General features: G+C 71.2%; 14 protein-coding genes and 2 pseudogenes. 12 read left to right on the plus strand and 4 right to left on the minus strand.

Annotated elements, in window-relative coordinates; translation table 11 throughout:
- The first annotated feature begins 3 nt into the window (after positions 1-3).
- The 3 genes from OG974_RS20120 (at position 4) to OG974_RS20130 (ending at position 3,389) form a co-directional block, all read left to right on the plus strand.
- A complete protein-coding gene (locus OG974_RS20120; protein ID WP_327284082.1) occupies positions 4-1,107 on the plus strand; it encodes a trypsin-like peptidase domain-containing protein in 1,104 nt (367 codons plus the stop codon).
- Between the two features lie 69 nt (positions 1,108-1,176).
- On the plus strand, positions 1,177-1,929 hold the full coding sequence (locus OG974_RS20125) for a response regulator transcription factor (protein ID WP_327284083.1): 753 nt from the start codon (positions 1,177-1,179) through the stop codon (positions 1,927-1,929).
- Positions 1,926-3,389 carry a sensor histidine kinase gene (locus OG974_RS20130; protein WP_371643957.1) on the plus strand — a complete coding sequence of 488 codons (1,464 nt, stop codon included), beginning with the start codon at positions 1,926-1,928 and terminating at the stop codon, positions 3,387-3,389. The genes OG974_RS20125 and OG974_RS20130 overlap by 4 nt, the downstream gene beginning before the upstream one ends.
- Here the strand turns inward: OG974_RS20130 and OG974_RS20135 are convergent.
- Complete coding sequence (locus OG974_RS20135) at positions 3,369-4,262, minus strand: phosphatidylinositol-specific phospholipase C (RefSeq protein WP_327284085.1); 894 nt, start codon at positions 4,260-4,262, stop codon at positions 3,369-3,371. The genes OG974_RS20130 and OG974_RS20135 overlap by 21 nt on opposite strands.
- A gap of 103 nt (positions 4,263-4,365) precedes the next feature.
- On the minus strand, positions 4,366-4,935 hold the full coding sequence (locus tag OG974_RS20140) for a TetR/AcrR family transcriptional regulator (protein ID WP_327284087.1): 570 nt from the start codon (positions 4,933-4,935) through the stop codon (positions 4,366-4,368).
- A 123-nt stretch (positions 4,936-5,058) separates the two neighbouring features.
- Here OG974_RS20140 and OG974_RS20145 point away from each other — a divergent pair, with 123 nt between their 5' ends.
- Positions 5,059-5,838: an alpha/beta hydrolase gene (locus OG974_RS20145; RefSeq protein WP_327284088.1), complete on the plus strand. Its 780-nt coding sequence runs from the start codon at positions 5,059-5,061 to the stop codon at positions 5,836-5,838.
- 82 nt (positions 5,839-5,920) lie between these two features.
- Here the strand turns inward: OG974_RS20145 and OG974_RS20150 are convergent, their stop codons facing one another.
- Positions 5,921-6,607 (minus strand): 5'-nucleotidase C-terminal domain-containing protein, encoded by a 687-nt coding sequence (locus tag OG974_RS20150; protein WP_371646869.1) that lies wholly within the window; start codon positions 6,605-6,607, stop codon positions 5,921-5,923.
- 65 nt (positions 6,608-6,672) lie between these two features.
- On the opposite strand from OG974_RS20150, the pseudogene OG974_RS20155 reads away from it, so the two are divergent.
- Positions 6,673-6,723 (plus strand): annotated as a pseudogene (locus tag OG974_RS20155) (hypothetical protein); the annotation flags it as partial.
- Positions 6,724-6,811: 88 nt separating this feature from the next.
- On the opposite strand, the pseudogene OG974_RS20160 reads toward OG974_RS20155, so the two are convergent.
- Positions 6,812-7,735, minus strand: a pseudogene (locus tag OG974_RS20160) (bifunctional metallophosphatase/5'-nucleotidase); the annotation flags it as partial.
- Between the two features lie 144 nt (positions 7,736-7,879).
- On the opposite strand from OG974_RS20160, the gene mshD reads away from it, so the two are divergent.
- The 7 genes from mshD (at position 7,880) to pstB (ending at position 16,941) form a co-directional block, all read left to right on the plus strand.
- Positions 7,880-8,812: a mycothiol synthase gene (mshD, locus tag OG974_RS20165; protein WP_327284090.1), complete on the plus strand. Its 933-nt coding sequence runs from the start codon at positions 7,880-7,882 to the stop codon at positions 8,810-8,812.
- A 441-nt stretch (positions 8,813-9,253) separates the two neighbouring features.
- A complete protein-coding gene (locus OG974_RS20170) occupies positions 9,254-11,530 on the plus strand; it encodes an RNA degradosome polyphosphate kinase (RefSeq protein ID WP_327284091.1) in 2,277 nt (758 codons plus the stop codon).
- The gene (locus tag OG974_RS20175; RefSeq protein ID WP_327284092.1) at positions 11,511-12,467 is read left to right on the plus strand and encodes a CHAD domain-containing protein; all 957 of its coding nucleotides are present in this window, start codon (positions 11,511-11,513) and stop codon (positions 12,465-12,467) included. Before OG974_RS20170 ends, OG974_RS20175 begins: the two co-directional genes overlap by 20 nt.
- A gap of 330 nt (positions 12,468-12,797) precedes the next feature.
- Positions 12,798-13,934 (plus strand): phosphate ABC transporter substrate-binding protein PstS, encoded by a 1,137-nt coding sequence (gene pstS / locus OG974_RS20180; protein ID WP_327284093.1) that lies wholly within the window; start codon positions 12,798-12,800, stop codon positions 13,932-13,934.
- A 128-nt stretch (positions 13,935-14,062) separates the two neighbouring features.
- A complete protein-coding gene (gene pstC / locus OG974_RS20185; protein ID WP_327284094.1) occupies positions 14,063-15,052 on the plus strand; it encodes a phosphate ABC transporter permease subunit PstC in 990 nt (329 codons plus the stop codon).
- Entirely contained in the window at positions 15,052-16,134 is a 1,083-nt protein-coding gene (gene pstA / locus OG974_RS20190; protein WP_327284095.1) for a phosphate ABC transporter permease PstA, read from the plus strand. Before pstC ends, pstA begins: the two co-directional genes overlap by 1 nt.
- Positions 16,135-16,164: 30 nt before the next feature.
- Positions 16,165-16,941 carry a phosphate ABC transporter ATP-binding protein PstB gene (pstB, locus tag OG974_RS20195; protein ID WP_327284096.1) on the plus strand — a complete coding sequence of 259 codons (777 nt, stop codon included), beginning with the start codon at positions 16,165-16,167 and terminating at the stop codon, positions 16,939-16,941.
- Positions 16,942-17,043: the final 102 nt, after the last annotated feature.

Genomic DNA, 17,043 nt, shown 5'->3' on the forward strand with positions numbered 1-17,043 from the left:
GTCATGACCGAGAACTTCCGCCGCGAAGGCGAGTACCCGCAGGAGAACGGCCCGACCCAGAGCGCGCCCCTCGGCGGGGCCTACCCGCCGCCGCCCGCCTACCCGCCCCCGGCGGCTGCGGCACCCGGATGGTTCGAAGCCCACCAGCCCCCGGTGGCCCCCGCAGGGCCCTCGCACGCGGCCCGCGCCAAGCGGCCCGTGGCGCTGCTCGCCGCCGTGGCGCTGGCCGCCGCCGTCATCGGGGGTGCCACCGCCGTCGGCGTGGAGCAGCTGCTCGGCCCCCAGGGCCGCAGTGGCGGCGGCATCAACGGCACCAACGTCTCGCAGTCCAGCAACGGCACGGTCGCCGGCGTGGCCGAGCAGCTCAGCCCCTCCGTCGTGCGGATCGACACCCGCACCGGCTCCGGCCAGGGCACCGGCTCCGGGATCGTGGTCACCGCCGACGGCGAGATCGTCACCAACAACCACGTGATCGACGGGGCCACCGAGATCCAGGTGACGATGAGCGACGGCAAGAAGTACACGGCGAAGACCGTCGGCACCGACCCCGACAAGGACCTCGCCCTGATCAAGCTCCAGGGCGCGAGCGGCCTCAAGGCGGCCAAGCTCGGCGACTCCGACGCGCTGAGGGTCGGCGACCAGGTCGTCGCCATCGGCTCGCCCGACCGCCTCACCGGCACGGTCACCAGCGGCATCGTCTCGGCGCTGAACCGCGACGTGAACGTCCCCAAGTCCGAGCAGCAGGCACCGCAGCGCCAGCGGGGCAACGGCGGCTGGCCGTTCTCGTACGACGGTCAGCAGTTCAACGGGAAGACCGGATCGAACACCACCTCGTACAAGGCGATCCAGACGGACGCCTCCCTCAACCCGGGCAACTCCGGCGGCGCCCTCGTCAACATGAACGGCGAGATCGTGGGCATGCCCTCCGCGATCTACTCCCCCTCCAGCGACGGCTCCACCGCCGGCAGCGTCGGCCTCGGCTTCGCCATCCCGGTCAACACGATCAAGCCCGACCTGCCCTCCCTGCGCAAGGGCGGCACCGGCAGCGGCAGCACCGACAACGGCAACGGCGGCAGCGCCGCCGACGGCTTCGGGACTTCCTTCTAGGCGTGCCGGCCGGGCCGGGCGGCCCGTGCGAGCCTGGTACGACCGACCACGATTTTTGGGGGACCGAAGATGAATCCGGCCGAAGGCGAACCGCACCGCATCCTCGTCGTCGACGACGAGCCGGCCGTGCGGGAGGCCCTGCGCCGCAGCCTCGCCTTCGAGGGGTACGCCGTGGAGACCGCCGTCGACGGGCTCGACGCCCTCGACAAGGCGGCCTCCTGCGACCCCGGGCTGATCGTCCTCGACATCCAGATGCCCCGGATGGACGGCCTGACGGCGGCCCGCCGGCTGCGCGCCTCCGGCAGCACCACCCCGATCCTGATGCTCACCGCCCGCGACACCGTCGGCGACCGCGTCACCGGCCTCGACGCGGGCGCCGACGACTACCTCGTCAAGCCGTTCGAGCTCGACGAGCTGTTCGCCCGCGTCCGCGCCCTGCTGCGCCGCAGTGGGTACGCCGCCCCGCGGCCGGGCGGCGGGGACGCACCCGACACGGAGACCCTGGCCTTCGCCGACCTGCGCATGGACCTCGCGACCCGCGAGGTCACCCGGTCCGGGCGCCCGGTGGAACTGACCCGCACCGAGTTCACCCTGCTGGAGATGTTCCTGGCGCACCCGCGCCAGGTGCTGACCCGCGAGCAGATCCTCAAGACCGTCTGGGGCTTCGACTTCGAGCCGAGTTCCAACTCCCTGGACGTGTACGTCATGTACCTGCGCCGCAAGACCGAGGCCGGGGGCGAACCCCGTCTGGTGCACACCGTGCGCGGGGTGGGCTACGTCCTGCGCGTGCCGGGGGCCGGCGATTCCGGGGGGCCCGAGTGAGCCCTGTCGCCAGGTTCCGTGCCCTCCCGCTGCGCTCGCGGCTAGCGCTGCTGGTCACGGTCGCGGTGGCGGTGGCCGTCGCGGCCGTCGCCGCCGTGTCGTGGGTGATGGTGCGCACGCAGCTGAGCGAGCAGTTGGACCGTTCGTTGATGGCGACCAACCCGGATGCCCAGGTGGTGCGGGTGCTGCGGGAAGGCTGTGTCACCGCGCCCGCCCGCCCGACCCAGGAGATCGCCGGGAATCTGAACGCGACCGTCCAGATCGTCACCGTGGACGGCAGCCACTGCTGGGTGGGCGGCATGACCACCCTGCCCGTCACCGCGATCGACCGGCAGGTCGCCGCGGGCAAGCGGCTGCCCACCCTGCACGACGTGACGACCACCGACGGCACGACGATGCGGGTCTACACCCTGGCCGCGCAGACGAACGGCCAGCTGTTCGCGATCTCCATCGCCAAGCCGCTGACCGACATCGACAAGCCGCTGTCCACGCTGGCCTGGGTACTGCTCCTGGTCAGCGGCATCGGCGTGGTCGGCGCGGGCGCGGCGGGCCTGTGGGTGGCCCGGACCGGGCTGCGGCCGGTCGACGAACTCACCGATGCCGTCGAGCACATCGCCCGCACCGAGGACCTCACCGTACGGATCCCCGTGGAGGGCGAGGACGAGATCGCCCGCCTGTCGCGCTCCTTCAACGCGATGACGGCCGCGCTGGCCTCCTCCCAGGACCGGCAGGCCCAGCTGATCGCCGACGCGGGCCACGAGCTGCGCACCCCGCTGACCTCGCTGCGGACGAACATCGAGCTGCTGGTGCGCAGCGAGTCCACCGGGCGGGCCATTCCGCCCGAGGACCGCAAGGAGCTGCTGGCCTCGGTCAAGGCGCAGATGACGGAGCTGGCCTCGCTGATCGGGGACCTCCAGGAGCTGTCCCGTCCGGATGCGGCCCCGCCCACGAGGCTGGAGGTGGTGGCCCTGCACGAGATCGCGCAGAGCGCACTGTCCCGGGCCCGGCTGCGCGGCCCGGAGTTGGCCTTCGCCTCCGATCTGGCGCCCTGGTACGTGCGGGGCGAGGCCGCGGCGCTGGAGCGGGCGGTGGTCAACGTCCTCGACAACGCGGTGAAGTTCAGCCCGCCGGGCGGCACGGTGGAGGTGTCGCTGCGGGCGGGTGAGCTGACCGTACGCGATCACGGTCCCGGTGTACCGGCCGACGATCTCCCGCACGTGTTCGAGCGGTTCTGGCGGTCGCCGTCGGCGCGGGCCCTGCCGGGCAGCGGGCTCGGCCTGTCGATCGTGGCCCGTACGGCGCAGCGCGCGGGCGGTACCGCCGCACTGCGCGCCCCGCTGGACGGCGGCGCGGGTACGGAGGCGCTGCTGCGCATCCCGGGTGCTCCGACGCCGCCGCCGGCGGGCCGGCCGGAGCCCCCGGCCGGTCCGCAGCGGTCGTCAGTTGTGCCGGATGAGTGAGTCGACCAGTCCGGAGCGGGTGTTGGGGAAGTCCATGGGGACGACCCCGAGCCCGGTCCGGCCGGCCATCTCCCCGCCGTCGACGAAGGAGTGGACCTGCGGGTTCAGCCGGTCGGAGTTCCAGCGCGGCGGCATGTAGGCGGCGGTGCTCACGTAGTTCACGAAGAGCTTGCCGGGCTGCTGGACGGCCTTGCGGAAGTGGTCCTCGATCCGGCCGCGCTTGGCGAAGGGCTCGGTGTTGTAGTCGTCCTGGATGTCGAAGACGTTGCCGTCGCCGTAGCGCAGGCCGGGCAGGCCGCCGTTGTCGGCGAGGAGGACGACCTTGCCGCGGGCCTGGCCCAGTGAGGGCAGGGTGTCGGCGATCCGGAAGAGCGGGCGCCAGCCGCGGTGGTCGAGGTAGTCGTCGAAGATCGCGCGGAAGGTGGCGTCGCTGTCTCCGGAGTACTCCTGCTTGACGCGCATCAGCACGGTCTCGGAGGGGTGCGCGGCGAGGAAGTTCCAGCAGGCGACGAGGACGTCCCCGAACATCAGGTCCTGGAAGAACGCGGCGTGGTGGATGGCGAACGAGCCGCCCGTGACCCGGCAGCGGACGTCGAGGAAGCGGATGCCGGAGTCGAGCTGCTGGGCGATCGAGGTGTTCTGGCAGGCGACGTAGAGGCCGCCCTTGGTGGCGCCCGAGTCGTGCGTGCCGGGGATGGTCATGTGCTGCAGGGCGGTGGAGTCGCCGAGTCCGGCCATCCAGTCCTGGGTGCCCAGGGTGGCGCGCGTGGCGAGCGTACGGGCGGAGGCCGGGGCCGCCGCTCCGAGTCCCGCGGCGGCTCCCGCGCCCGCCGCCATCGCCCCTATCAGAAATGCCCGACGATCCAGTGCCATGCCCGCCCCTTTGCCGACCCGATGATGGACGCCCAGCCTCCGCCGGCTGGTGCCCCCGGGATTCTGGCGTGCGGGACGCGCGTTTACTACCCTTCGGTAGCGCTCAGCTTTCGAGCAACTCGGCCATGGCGCGCAGCCCTTGGGCGAGTTCGCGTCCCGTCGGGGCCTGTTCGGGGTCGGTGAGCGCCTGCACCATCACCCCGCTCAGCAGGGCGATGTGCACCGATCCGAGGGCCCGTACGTCCTCCTCGGCCACCGCGTCCTCGGGGACCCCGCGCAGCTGTGCGGCCACCATGCGCCGGGAGCGGCGCTGGCCCTCGGCGAGGGTGGCGAGCAGCTCGGGCGAGGACTGGGCGTGGACGAAGGCCTCGACGTTGGCGATCCAGAGCCAGCGCATGTCGCCGAAGTCCCGGATCTTGCGGTCCCAGGTGTCGGCGTAGCGCTCCTCGGTGGTGTCGCCCTGGCCGGCGAGGCGGCCGGAGCCGGCGGCCCACTCGTCCACGGCGGCGAAGAGGGCGAGGTTGAGCAGGGCCTCGCGGGAGCCGAAGTGGTAGCCGATCGCGGCCATGCTCACCTTCGACGCCGAGGCGATGTCGCGCACGGTCGTGCGCAGATACCCCTTCTCCTCCAGACAGCGCCGCGCTCCGGCCAGCAGGTCCTCGCGATTTCCCATGCCGGGATCGTATCCGCGCCAGGTTTTGGGCAACTGCCCAATACGAACGTCTTGCGCGCTTGCCCAAATCCTGTCAGGCTCGGTACGTCACGCACCGCAGGACACACAGGGGAGAGCGGAACCATGCGCCACACGCTGACGATCGACGGCCGCGCACTGTCGTACCTGGACTTCGGCGGCCCGGGCCGCCCACTGCTCGCCCTGCACGGGGGCATGTCCGAAGCCATGGCCTTCGCGGGCCTCGCCGACGCCCTCGGGGACGCCTGGCGGGTCATCGCCCCCGACCAGCGCGGCCACGGCGACTCCGACCGGGCCCCCGACTACAGCCGCGCGGGATACGTCTGCGACGCCGTCGCCCTGCTCGACCACCTCGGCTTCGACGCCCCCGTCGCCCTCCTCGGCTACTCCCTCGGCGGGCTCAACGCCGTCCACCTGGCCGCCGCACACCCGGACCGCTTCTCGGTGCTCATCGACGCGGAGGCCTCCTTGGAGATCAACCCCGCGGCCGGCGAGTGGATGGACTTCCTGCGGACCATGCAGTACACCGCGCCCACCCGGGAGGAACTCCTCGCCGCGGCCGGGCCGGTGGGCGCACGGTTCGTCGAACGCGCACTGCGACCGCTGCCCGACGGCGGCTGGCGGCTGCCGTTCCACCCGCAGGACATGCTCGACTCCGTCGAGGGCTGCCGCGGCGACCACTGGGACGCCTGGCTCGGGAGCGACTGCCCGGCGCTGCTGCTCCACGGCACCCGCAGCGCATCGCTCCCGCAGAGCCAGGCCGACGCGATGGTGACCCGGCGCCCCCGGACCTCGTACACGCCCCTGGACGGGGACCACTTCGTGCCGTTCACGGACCCGGAGGGGTTCTACAAGGCCGTCGGCGCGTTCCTGGCCGGCCTCTGAGCACCCGGGGAACGCCGGAGAACGCCGAAGGGGCGGCGGGCCTTCCGGCCCGCCGCCCCTTCGGGCGTGCTGTACGCAGGTGTTACTTGATGACGGTGATGCGGTCCGCCACCGGCGGGGCGATCGGCGCGGCGGCCGTCGACTTCGCCAGGTAGGTGTTGAAGGCCTCCAGGTCGGGCACGCCGACCAGCTTGTTCTTGTGGTCCTTCAGGACGGTGAAGCCGTCACCGCCGCCCGCGAGGAACTCGTTCATCGCGACCCGGTAGGTCTTGGCGGGGTCGATCGCGGCGCCGTTCAGCTTCACCGAGTCCACGACGATGCGGTCCGTGCCCGTCTTCGTCATGTCCAGGGTGTACGTGAAGCCCTTCGACACCTGCAAGATCTTCGGGTTCGGGCCGTTGACCGTGCCGCTGACCTGCTGCTGGAGCGCGGTGATCAGCTGCGCGCCCGTCAGGTCGACGATGTTCATCAGGTTGTTGAACGGCTGGACGGTGTAGGACTCGCCGTACGTCACGACGCCGTCGCCCTCGCCACCCGCGGCCTTGTAGGCCAGGTCGGCACGGATGCCGCCCGGGTTCATGATGGCCAGCTGCGCGCCGCCCTTGGCCGCCGGGGCCGTGGCTTCCAGCTGCGCGTCTGCGATCAGGTCGCCGAGCGGCTTCTCGGGCGCCTCGGAGCCGCGGCCCGCGATGTCCGCCGAGATGTAGCCCATCGGACGGCTGGCGACCGGGGCGGCCAGCGCGTTCCAGCGGGTGATCAGCTCGGTCATGTCCGGGGCCTTGGGCTGGTCCCGGGTGACGGCCTTGGTGACCGGCTTGGGCGCGGAGACCGCGGTGCGGACGATGTCCTTGGTCCGGCGGTCGTACGTCAGCGTGGTGTCAGTGAACGCCCGGCCGTAGGAGGCGGCCGAGGTCACCATGCGCGGGTTGCCGGCCGGGTCGGGGATGTTGCAGGCGTACGCCTGGTGCGTGTGGCCGGTGACCAGCGCGTCCACCTTCGGGTCGATGTTCTTCGCGATGTCCACGATGGCGCCCGAGACGCCGGCGCCGGCACCCGGGACGTTGCAGTCGTAGTTGTACGCGCCACTCGCGGGCATGCCGCCCTCGTGGATCAGCGCGACGATCGACTTCACGCCCTGCTTGTCCAGCTCGGCGGCGTACTTGTTGATCGTCTCGACCTCGTCGCCGAACTTGAGGCCCTTGACCCCGTCGGCGGTCACGACGTCCGGAGTGCCCTCCAGGGTGACGCCGATGAAGCCGATCTTCACGTCGCCCTTCTTCCAGATGAAGGTGGGCGACATCAGCGGGCGCTTGGTCTTCTCGTCGGTGACGTTCGCGGCGAGGTACTTGAACTCGGTGCCCGTGTACTCCTTGCCGTACTCGAAGCAGCCGTCGACCGGGTGGCAGCCGCCGTACGCCATGCGGCGCAGCTCGGTCTTGCCCTCGTCGAACTCGTGGTTGCCGACGCTGGTGACGTCCAGCTTCAGCTTGTTCAGCGCCTCGACGGTGGGCTCGTCATGGAAGAGACCGGACAGCATCGGGCTGCCGCCGATCATGTCACCGGCCGCGGCCGTGACGGAGTACTCGTGACCCTTGCGGGCCTCGCGCAGGCTGGTCGCCAGGTACTCGACACCACCGGCCGGTATCGCCTTGGTGGTGCCGTCGGCCTGACGTTCGGTCACGGTGCCGGAGGAACCCTGCGGCGGCTCCAGCGTGCCGTGGAAGTCGTTGAACGACAGCATCTGCACGTCGACGGTGTGGCTCTTGCCGGCACCGCCACCACTCGCGGCACCGGCCGGCAGTGCGGCCGCGACCATCGCTCCGGCCCCGGCCGTAACGGCGAGGGCGGCGAAGGTCAACCGGCGGGCTTGGCGGTGCCGTTGTGGCGTCGCTGACATGTAGTCCCCTTTTGGGCAGCGGTGAAACTTGGGAGGTATGCCGCAGCCTATGGTCAACGCGCGTAGCACGACAGGGGTGCCGGGTATCGAGCTGGTTACACGCAGAAGACGGGTCGCCGCCGCCCACGGTCGTAGGCTCGACGCATGACTGACGACGCAGCAGCGGCCCTGGAGCCGGGACGCCAGATTGAGACCCTCGACGAGCTGACGGAGGAACAGGCCGACGCGGTGCTCGCCCTCATCGGGGAAGCGGCGCGCACGGACGGCACCACCGCCGTCTCCGAGCAGGGCCGCCTCCAGCTGCGCGGCGGGCGCCGCGAGGGGATCCGGCACTTCCTGCTCACCGAGAAGGGCCGGCTCGCCGGGTACGGACAACTGGAGGACACCGACCCGGTGGAGGCCCCGGCCGCCGAGCTCGTCGTCCACCCCGCGATGCGCGGCCGCGGACACGGGCGGGCACTGGGCTCGGCGCTGCTCGCCGCGTCGGGCAAGCGGATCCGGGTGTGGGCGCACGGCGGCAAGTCCGCCGCCCGCCACCTCGCGCAGGTCCTCGGGCTGACCCTGTTCCGGGAACTGCGCCAGCTGCGCCGCCCGCTCGGCCGGGACGCACTCCCGCTGCCCGAGGCGGCACTGCCTGCCGGGGTGACCGTACGCACCTTCGTGCCCGGCCAGGACGACACGGCCTGGCTCGCGGTGAACGCGGCCGCCTTCGCCCACCACCCCGAACAGGGCTCACTCACCCAGCGGGACCTGAACGACCGCATCGCGCAGCCCTGGTTCGACCCCAAGGGGTTCTTCCTCGCGGAGCGGGACGGGGAGCTCGTCGGATTCCACTGGACGAAGGTCCACGCCGAGGACCGGCTCGGCGAGGTGTACGTGCTCGGTGTCCGGCCCGGCGCCCAGGGCGGCGGCCTGGGCAAGGCCCTCACCGCGATCGGCCTGCACCACCTCGCGGGGGCGGGCCTGCCCACCGCGATGCTCTACGTCGACGCCGACAACCCGGCGGCCCTGGCCGTCTACGAGGGCCTCGGCTTCAGCACGCACGAGGTGGACCTGATGTACCGCACCGAAAGCTGACCCACCACCGCGGGCACCGGGTCCCACCCGGTGCCCGCCACCCCGACGGCCGCACCGGCCGCTGCGACCGCGGCAGCGCCGCCCCGCAGGGCGCCCGCCCCGCAGACCGGGACCGCGGGGGGGGGCGGCCGCCAGCGCCCCCCACCCGACCCGGCAGCCGGGGCCAGGGCCGGGGCCGGGGCCGGGGCGCCGAGCCGGGGCGCCGGGGCAGGGGCGCCGGGGCAGGGGCGCCGGGCCGGGGCGCATCGGGCGCGGGGACGCGCCGGTGCATTCCGGGCGCGGAAAAGACGTACTCGTGCACCACCCGGACCCTGGATGCCATTCGGCATTCACCGGCCCTTAAGACGCGCTTGCGACTCTCCCCGCATGCAGCCCCGACTCCGACTGACGGCGAACGCTTCCGACGCGCCTGTCCTGCCGCCTGCGCGGAACAATGGAGTCATGAGCCACCAGCCCAGCGCAGGCCCCACCGAGGTCCCCGCCCAGCACCCGTCTCGCCCGTCCGCCACCGCAGCCTCCGGCGGCGCGGCGGCCAAGCCCGCGCGGATCGGCTCCATAGCCGCGCACCGTCCGCATTCCGGCAACGAACCCGGCCTCGCGCCCGATCTCGACGCCGACCTGGACGCCTACGACGACAAGGACGGCGGCGAGCTCCCCCCGGGCCGCTTCCTCGACCGCGAGCGCAGCTGGCTGGCCTTCAACGAGCGGGTCCTGGAACTGGCCGAGGACCCGGCGACCCCGCTCCTGGAGCGCGCCAACTTCCTGGCGATCTTCGCGAGCAACCTCGACGAGTTCTTCATGGTCCGCGTCGCCGGCCTCAAGCGCCGCATCGCGACCGGCGTCGCCACCCGTTCGGCCTCGGGCCTCCAGCCCCGCGAGGTGCTCGACCTGATCTGGACGCGCTCGCGCGAGCTCATGGCCCGGCACGCCGCCTGCTTCCAGCAGGACATCTCCCCGCAGCTCGCCGAAGAGGGCATCCACCTCATCCGCTGGCCGGACCTCACCGAGAAGGAGCAGGCCCGCCTCTTCACGCTGTTCCGGAACCAGATCTTCCCGGTGCTCACCCCGCTGGCCGTGGACCCCGCGCACCCGTTCCCGTACATCTCCGGGCTCTCGCTGAACCTCGCGGTCGTCGTCCGCAACCCGGTCAGCGGCCACCGCCACTTCGCCCGCGTCAAGGTCCCGCCCCTGCTCTCCCGCTTCCTGGAAGCCTCCCCGCAGCGCTACGTCCCCCTTGAGGACGTCATCGCCGCGCACCTGGAGGAGCTGTTCCCCGGCATGGAGGTGCTCGCGCACCACATGTTCCGGGTGACCCGCAACGAGGACCTGGAGGTCGAGGAGGACGACGCCGAGAACCTGCTCCAGGCCCTGGAGAAGGAGCTCATGCGGCGCCGCTTCGGCCCGCCGGTGCGCCTGGAGGTCGAGGAGTCCATCGACCCCGGCGTCCTGGACCTCCTCGTGCAGGAGCTGAACGTCTCCGCCGCCGAGGTCTACCCGCTGCCCGGCCCGCTGGACCTGACCGGCCTGTTCGGCATCGCCTCCCTGGACCGGCCCGAGCTGAAGTACCCCAAGTTCGTCGCCGGCACCCACCGCGACCTCGCCGAGGTCGAGTCCGCCTCCGCGCCCGACATCTTCGCCGCGCTGCGCGAGCGGGACGTGCTGCTGCACCACCCGTACGACTCCTTCTCCACCTCGGTGCAGGCCTTCCTGGAGCAGGCCGCCGCCGACCCGGACGTCCTCGCGATCAAGCAGACGCTGTACCGGACCTCCGGCGACTCCCCGATCGTGGACGCCCTGATCGACGCAGCCGAATCCGGCAAGCAGGTCCTCGTGCTCGTCGAGATCAAGGCCCGCTTCGACGAGCAGGCCAACATCAAGTGGGCCCGCAAGCTGGAGGAGTCCGGCTGCCACGTCGTCTACGGGCTGGTGGGCCTCAAGACCCACTGCAAGCTGTCCCTCGTCGTCCGCCAGGAGGGCGACACGCTGCGCCGCTACTCCCACGTCGGCACCGGCAACTACCACCCCAAGACCGCCCGCCTGTACGAGGACCTCGGCCTGCTCACCGCCGACCCGCAGGTCGGAGCGGACCTCTCCGACCTCTTCAACCGGCTGTCCGGCTACTCGCGCCGCGAGACCTACCGCCGGCTGATCGTGGCCCCGCGCTCGCTGCGCGACGGCCTGATCGCGCGGATCGACAAGGAGGCCGCCCACCACAAGGCCGGCCGCCCCGCGTACGTGCGCCTCAAGATGAACTCGATCGTCGACGAGGCCCTCATCGACTCGCTCTACCGGGCCTCCCAAGCGGGAGTGCCCGTCGACATCTGGGTCCGCGGCATCTGCGCCGTGCGCCCCGGGGTCCCCGGGCTCTCGGACAACATCCGGGTCCGATCGATCCTCGGCCGCTTCCTGGAACACTCCCGGGTCTTCGCCTTCGGCAACGGAGGCGAACCCGAGGTGTGGATCGGCAGCGCCGACATGATGCACCGCAACCTCGACCGCCGCATCGAGGCACTGGTCAGGGTCGCCGACCCGGCCCACCGAGCGGCACTGGACCGGATGCTGGAGACCGGGATGTCCGACTCCACCTCCTCCTGGCACCTGGGCCCGGACGGCGAATGGACCCGGCACAGCACGGACCACGAAGGTCAGCCGCTGCGGCACGTTCAGGAGATGCTCATAGACGCCCGGAGGCGCCGGCGTGGCTCTGCCAAACCATGACCTGACAGCACGTGGCGAAGGCTTCGCGGGTGACGTGCTCGGCACGTACCTGCGGGCCCAGGCCACCGCCTTCTTGCGCGGGCTCCGCCTCCACGAGGAGAGCGGGGCCGACGCCGCGGACGGAAGCGATGCGGCGCGCAGCCTGCGGGGGGCTGCGCGCCGGATCAGCGGGTCCCTGTCCACTTTCCGGGTGGTGACCGAGTCCTCCTGGGCCGACGGGCTGCGCACCGAGCTGGTGTGGCTGTCCTCGACCCTGGCGGACGAGCACGCGTACGCCGCCCGGCTGACCCGACTGCTGGACGCGCTGCACCGGCTCTCGGGCTCGCCGGAGGTGCCCGCGCCCCGGGGCGCCGCGGGCGCGCTGACGGTGGGCTCGGCGCGGGCCGGCGCCCTGCTGGAACGGCAGCTGACGCTGGCCCGGACCCGCGCCCACTCGGCGACCCTCCAGGCACTGGGCTCGTCCCGGTTCCACGCGGTCGCGGACGCGGTGGCCGTCCTGGCCTCGGAGGTGCCGCTGGACCCGGTCGCGGCCCGCGGGCGGGTGGACGAGGTGCTCGTCCCGCTGGCGGAGGTGGCCCGCACCCGGCTGGCGGCGGCCGTCTCGGCGCTGCCGCACGCCGCGCAGGCGCACCCGTACAACCCCGATCACGACGGCTCCTGGCACGAGGTGCGCCGGCTGCTGCGCGTCCACCGGTACGCCCGTGAGGCCCTGGGCGAGGACGTGGCCCGCCTGGTGGTGGCCGGCGAGGCTCTGGACCGGCACCGTGACGCCGCCGAGGCCGCGGCCGCCTCGGCGACGGCGGCCCGCACCCCGCGGATCGCCCCGGCGACAGCGTACGCCCTGGGGGTGCTGCACGCCGACCAGCGGCACGAGGTGGAGGCCGCCCGGTTCGCCTTCCAGGACCTGTGGCACCCGGCACCGGCCACGACCCCCTGACCGAAAGGTTTCGGCCAAGCTCCGGGTCGGCGCCCCCTACGGACACCGACCCGGCACCGAGCCCGATGACAGTCACATAACGGTAACGACGGGACAACGGCGGATGACACTCCGGAGCAAACCCGGCCATCCACACCGGGCCGTCCGCCACGGTTCACCATCCGTTCACTTGTCCCGGTCGGCCGCTTCACCTGTTCTGCCTAATTTCGGTGGTGCACGGAGCGCGTCGGCGAACTGGTCGGGTGACGCACCGCGCACCCGACGTAGTCCTCTTCGCACGCCGCCCCGATACAGAAAGCGGCCGGCGGCTTCTGGAAGGAACACCCGAAAGTGAAGCTTCAGCGCAAGAACCGGCTTCGTGCCTCCGCCCTCGGGGCCCTCGTCGTGTCCGGCGCCCTGGTCCTCACGGCGTGCGGCTCGGACAACAACACCAAGGACGGCGGCGCCAGCGGCAAGCCGTCGGCCGCCGCGCAGGGCGACATCAAGTGCGGCGACGCCAAGGGCAAGCTCCTGGCCTCCGGCTCCTCCGCCCAGAAGAACGCGGTCGACCTGTGGGTGAAGGCCTACATGGCCGCCTGCTCCGGCGTCGAGGTGAACTACAAGTCCTCCTCCTCCGGTGAGGGCATCGTCGCCTTCAACCAGGGCACCGTCGGCTTCGCGGGCTCGGACTCCGCGCTGAAGCCCGAGGCCGTCGAAGAGTCGAAGAAGGTCTGCACCGGCGGTCAGGGCATCGACCTGCCGATGGTCGGCGGCCCGATCGCCATCGGCTTCAACGTCGCCGGCGTGGACAAGCTGACGCTGGACGCCCCCACCCTCGCCAACATCTTCAACGACAAGATCAAGAAGTGGGACGACGAGGCGATCAAGAAGCTGAACCCCGGCGTCACGCTTCCCTCCACCGCCATCCAGGCCTTCCACCGCTCCGAGGACTCGGGCACCACCGAGAACCTGGGCAAGTACCTCAAGGCCGCCGCTCCCGACGCCTGGACGTACGAGGCCGCGAAGAAGTGGCCGGCCCCCGGTGGCCAGGCCGCCACGGGCTCCGCCGGTGTCGCCTCGCAGGTCAAGGGCGTTGACGGCGCGATCGGCTACTTCGAGCTCTCCTACGCCAGCTCGCAGAGCATCAAGACCGTCGACATCAACACCGGCGCGGCCGCCCCGGTGAAGGCCTCCTCCGAGAGCGCCTCCAAGGCCATCGCCGCCGCCAAGATCGCCGGCACGGGCTCCGACCTGGCGCTTAAGCTCGACTACACCACCAAGGCCGAGGGTGCCTACCCGATCGTCCTGGTGACGTACGAAGTCGTCTGCGACAAGGGCAACAAGGCCGAGACGCTCCCGACCGTCAAGTCCTTCCTGAACTACACCGCCTCGGACGCGGGCCAGAAGGTCCTCTCCGAGAACGGCTACGCGCCGATCCCGGCCGAGATCAACTCCAAGGTCCGCGAAGTCATCAACTCGCTGTCCTGATCGATGAGCCTGGGAGCCGGGCCGATCCCGTCCGATCGGCCCGGCTCCCAGGACCCTTCCCCTCCACCCGGGGGAATCCGGTGCACCGCCGCCAGGGGGCCTGACCCCCCACCCAGACCGGAAAGAACATGGCTTCCACCACACCCACCCAGATAGACCAGGCTCCGCCTGTCTCCAAGAGCGCGAGGTCCACCGGCCGAGCCGGTGACAAGATCTTCGCCGGGCTCTCCAAGGGCTCCGGAATCCTGCTCCTGGTGATCATGGCGTCGATCGCCGGCTTCCTCACCTACCGCGCCTCGATCGCACTGTCGAAGAACGAGGGAAACTTCCTCACCACCTTCGACTGGAACGCGTCGGCCAACCCGCCCGTCTTCGGCATCGCCGTCCTGCTCTTCGGCACCGTCGTCAGCTCGATCATCGCGATGGCCATCGCGGTTCCGATCGCCGTCGGCATCGCCCTCTTCATCTCGCACTACGCGCCGCGCAAGCTGGCCGCCCCCCTCGCGTACGTGGTCGACCTGCTGGCCGCCGTGCCGTCGATCATCTACGGCATCTGGGGCGCGCTCTTCCTCGTCCCGCAGCTCGGTGGCCTCAACCTCTGGCTCGACGAGTACATGGGTTGGACCTACGTCTTCGACAAGACCCAGGTCGGCGTCGCCCGCTCGCTCTTCACCGTCGGCATCCTGCTCGCGATCATGATCCTGCCGATCGTGACCAGCGTCAGCCGCGAGGTCTTCCTCCAGGTCCCGCGCATGAACGAGGAGGCCGCCCTGGCCCTCGGCGCGACCCGCTGGGAGGTCATCCGCATGTCGGTGCTGCCCTTCGGCCGCTCCGGCGTCATCTCCGCCTCGATGCTCGGCCTCGGCCGCGCCCTCGGCGAGACCATGGCCGTCGCGACCGTCCTCTCCCCGAGCTTCCTGATCTCCGGCCACATCCTGGACCCGGGCGGCGGAACGTTCGCGCAGAACATCGCCGCGAAGTTCGACGAGGCCAACGAGTTCGGGCGTGACGCCCTGATCGCCTCCGGTCTCGTGCTCTTCCTCCTCACCCTGCTGGTCAACGGCGCAGCCCGGCTGATCATCGCCCGTCGCAAGGACTTCTCGGGGGCGAACGCCTGATGAGCCACGCACTCCAGGACCAGCGGCCCGCCCGGGCCCCGAAGTCCGCCGCCCCCGCCGCCCTGACCCGCGGCGGCCTGCCCCGCTGGGCCCCGGCCGCCATCGCGGTCCTCTCAATCGCCCTCGGCTGCGGCATCGGCGTCGTCGCCGGCCTCGAAAGCAAGATCCAGTGGGGCCTGATCGCCTCGATCCTGTTCATCGCGATCACGTACACCGCCAGCTCGGTCGTCGAGAACCGCCGCCAGGCCAAGGACCGGATCGCGACCTCCCTCGTGTGGGTCTCCTTCGTCCTCGCGGTCATCCCGCTGCTCTCGCTGATCTGGACCACGGTCAGCCGCGGCCTGAAGGCCCTCGACGCGAACTTCCTCAGCCACTCGATGAACGGCGTGACCAGCTTCGAGGAGGGCGGCGGCGTCTACCACGCGCTGCTCGGCACCATCGAGCAGGTCGCCCTCGCCGCCGCGATCGCCGCGCCGATCGGCCTGCTGACCGCCGTCTACCTCGTCGAGTACGGCAAGGGCAGCCTCGCCAAGGCCGTGACCTTCTTCGTCGACGTCATGACCGGCATCCCCTCGATCGTCGCGGGCCTGTTCATCCTGACGACCTGGAACCTGGCGCTCGGCTTCGGCCCCTCCGGCTTCGCCGGCTCGATGGCCCTGTCGATCCTGATGATGCCCGTCGTGGTCCGCTCCACCGAGGAGATGCTCAAGCTCGTCCCGAACGAGCTGCGCGAGGCCGCCCTCGCCCTCGGTGTGCCGAAGTGGCGCGTGATCCTCAAGGTCGTGCTCCCCACCGCCATCGGCGGCATCGCCACCGGCCTCATGCTGGCCGTCGCCCGCATCGCCGGTGAGACCGCCCCGATCATGCTGCTGGTCTTCGGCACCCAGCTGATCAACGGCAACCCCTTCGAAGGTGCCCAGTCCTCGCTCCCGCTGTACATCTGGGAGCAGTACAAGGTCGGCAGTGACGCCTCCTACGACCGGGCCTGGGCCGCAGCGCTCGTCCTGATCGCCTTCGTCATGATCCTCAATCTGGTGGCCCGCGGCATCGCCCGCTGGAAGGCCCCGAAGACCGGTCGCTGACGCGACTGTATGAAAGCGAAGTGACCCCTCATGGCCAAGCGAATCGACGTCAGCGGCCTTTCCGCCTTCTACGGCAGCCACAAGGCCATCGATGACATCTCGATGACCGTGGAGCCGCGCTCCGTGACCGCCTTCATCGGCCCGTCCGGCTGCGGCAAGTCCACCTTCCTGCGCACCCTGAACCGCATGCACGAGGTCACCCCCGGCGGCCGCGTCGAGGGCAAGGTGCTCCTGGACGACGAGAACCTGTACGGCGCCGGCGTGGACCCGGTCGCGGTCCGCCGCACCGTCGGCATGGTGTTCCAGCGCCCGAACCCCTTCCCCACCATGTCGATCTTCGACAACGTGGCGGCGGGCCTGCGCCTGAACGGCAAGTTCAGGAAGTCCGAGCTGGCCGACATCGTGGAGCGCTCCCTCAAGGGCGCCAACCTGTGGAACGAGGTCAAGGACCGCCTGAACAAGCCCGGCTCCGGCCTCTCCGGCGGCCAGCAGCAGCGTCTGTGCATCGCCCGCGCCATCGCGGTCGAGCCGGAGGTCCTGCTGATGGACGAGCCCTGCTCGGCCCTGGACCCGATCTCCACCCTGGCGATCGAGGACCTGATCGGTGAGCTGAAGGAGCGCTTCACGATCGTCATCGTGACGCACAACATGCAGCAGGCCGCCCGCGTCTCCGACCGCACCGCCTTCTTCAACCTGGCGGCGGTCGGCCAGCCCGGAAAGCTCGTCGAGATCGACGACACGGACCGGATCTTCTCGAACCCGTCCGTCCAGGCGACCGAGGACTACATCTCGGGCCGCTTCGGCTAGGCCGAAGCCCGACGGGACATCATGCGGCTGAGCCGCGTGACGCAAACGTCCTGCGGTGCTGCATGGCGGTGCCACCGCAAGGCGAAAGGGCCGGCTCCCCCT

The organism is Streptomyces sp. NBC_00597, assembly GCF_041431095.1.
GTDB lineage: Bacteria > Actinomycetota > Actinomycetes > Streptomycetales > Streptomycetaceae > Streptomyces.

Coding starts and splice junctions, on each gene's coding strand:
- pstB (WP_327284096.1), top strand. CDS start 16,165: ATGGCCAAGCGAATCGACGTCAGCGGCCTTTCCGCCTTCTACGGCAGC.
- OG974_RS20140 (WP_327284087.1), bottom strand. CDS start 4,935: ATGGGAAATCGCGAGGACCTGCTGGCCGGAGCGCGGCGCTGTCTGGAG.
- OG974_RS20150 (WP_371646869.1), bottom strand. CDS start 6,607: ATGACCGAGCTGATCACCCGCTGGAACGCGCTGGCCGCCCCGGTCGCC.
- OG974_RS20120 (WP_327284082.1), top strand. CDS start 4: ATGACCGAGAACTTCCGCCGCGAAGGCGAGTACCCGCAGGAGAACGGC.
- mshD (WP_327284090.1), top strand. CDS start 7,880: ATGACTGACGACGCAGCAGCGGCCCTGGAGCCGGGACGCCAGATTGAG.
- pstA (WP_327284095.1), top strand. CDS start 15,052: ATGAGCCACGCACTCCAGGACCAGCGGCCCGCCCGGGCCCCGAAGTCC.
- pstC (WP_327284094.1), top strand. CDS start 14,063: ATGGCTTCCACCACACCCACCCAGATAGACCAGGCTCCGCCTGTCTCC.
- OG974_RS20125 (WP_327284083.1), top strand. CDS start 1,177: ATGAATCCGGCCGAAGGCGAACCGCACCGCATCCTCGTCGTCGACGAC.
- OG974_RS20135 (WP_327284085.1), bottom strand. CDS start 4,262: ATGGCACTGGATCGTCGGGCATTTCTGATAGGGGCGATGGCGGCGGGC.
- OG974_RS20170 (WP_327284091.1), top strand. CDS start 9,254: ATGAGCCACCAGCCCAGCGCAGGCCCCACCGAGGTCCCCGCCCAGCAC.
- OG974_RS20145 (WP_327284088.1), top strand. CDS start 5,059: ATGCGCCACACGCTGACGATCGACGGCCGCGCACTGTCGTACCTGGAC.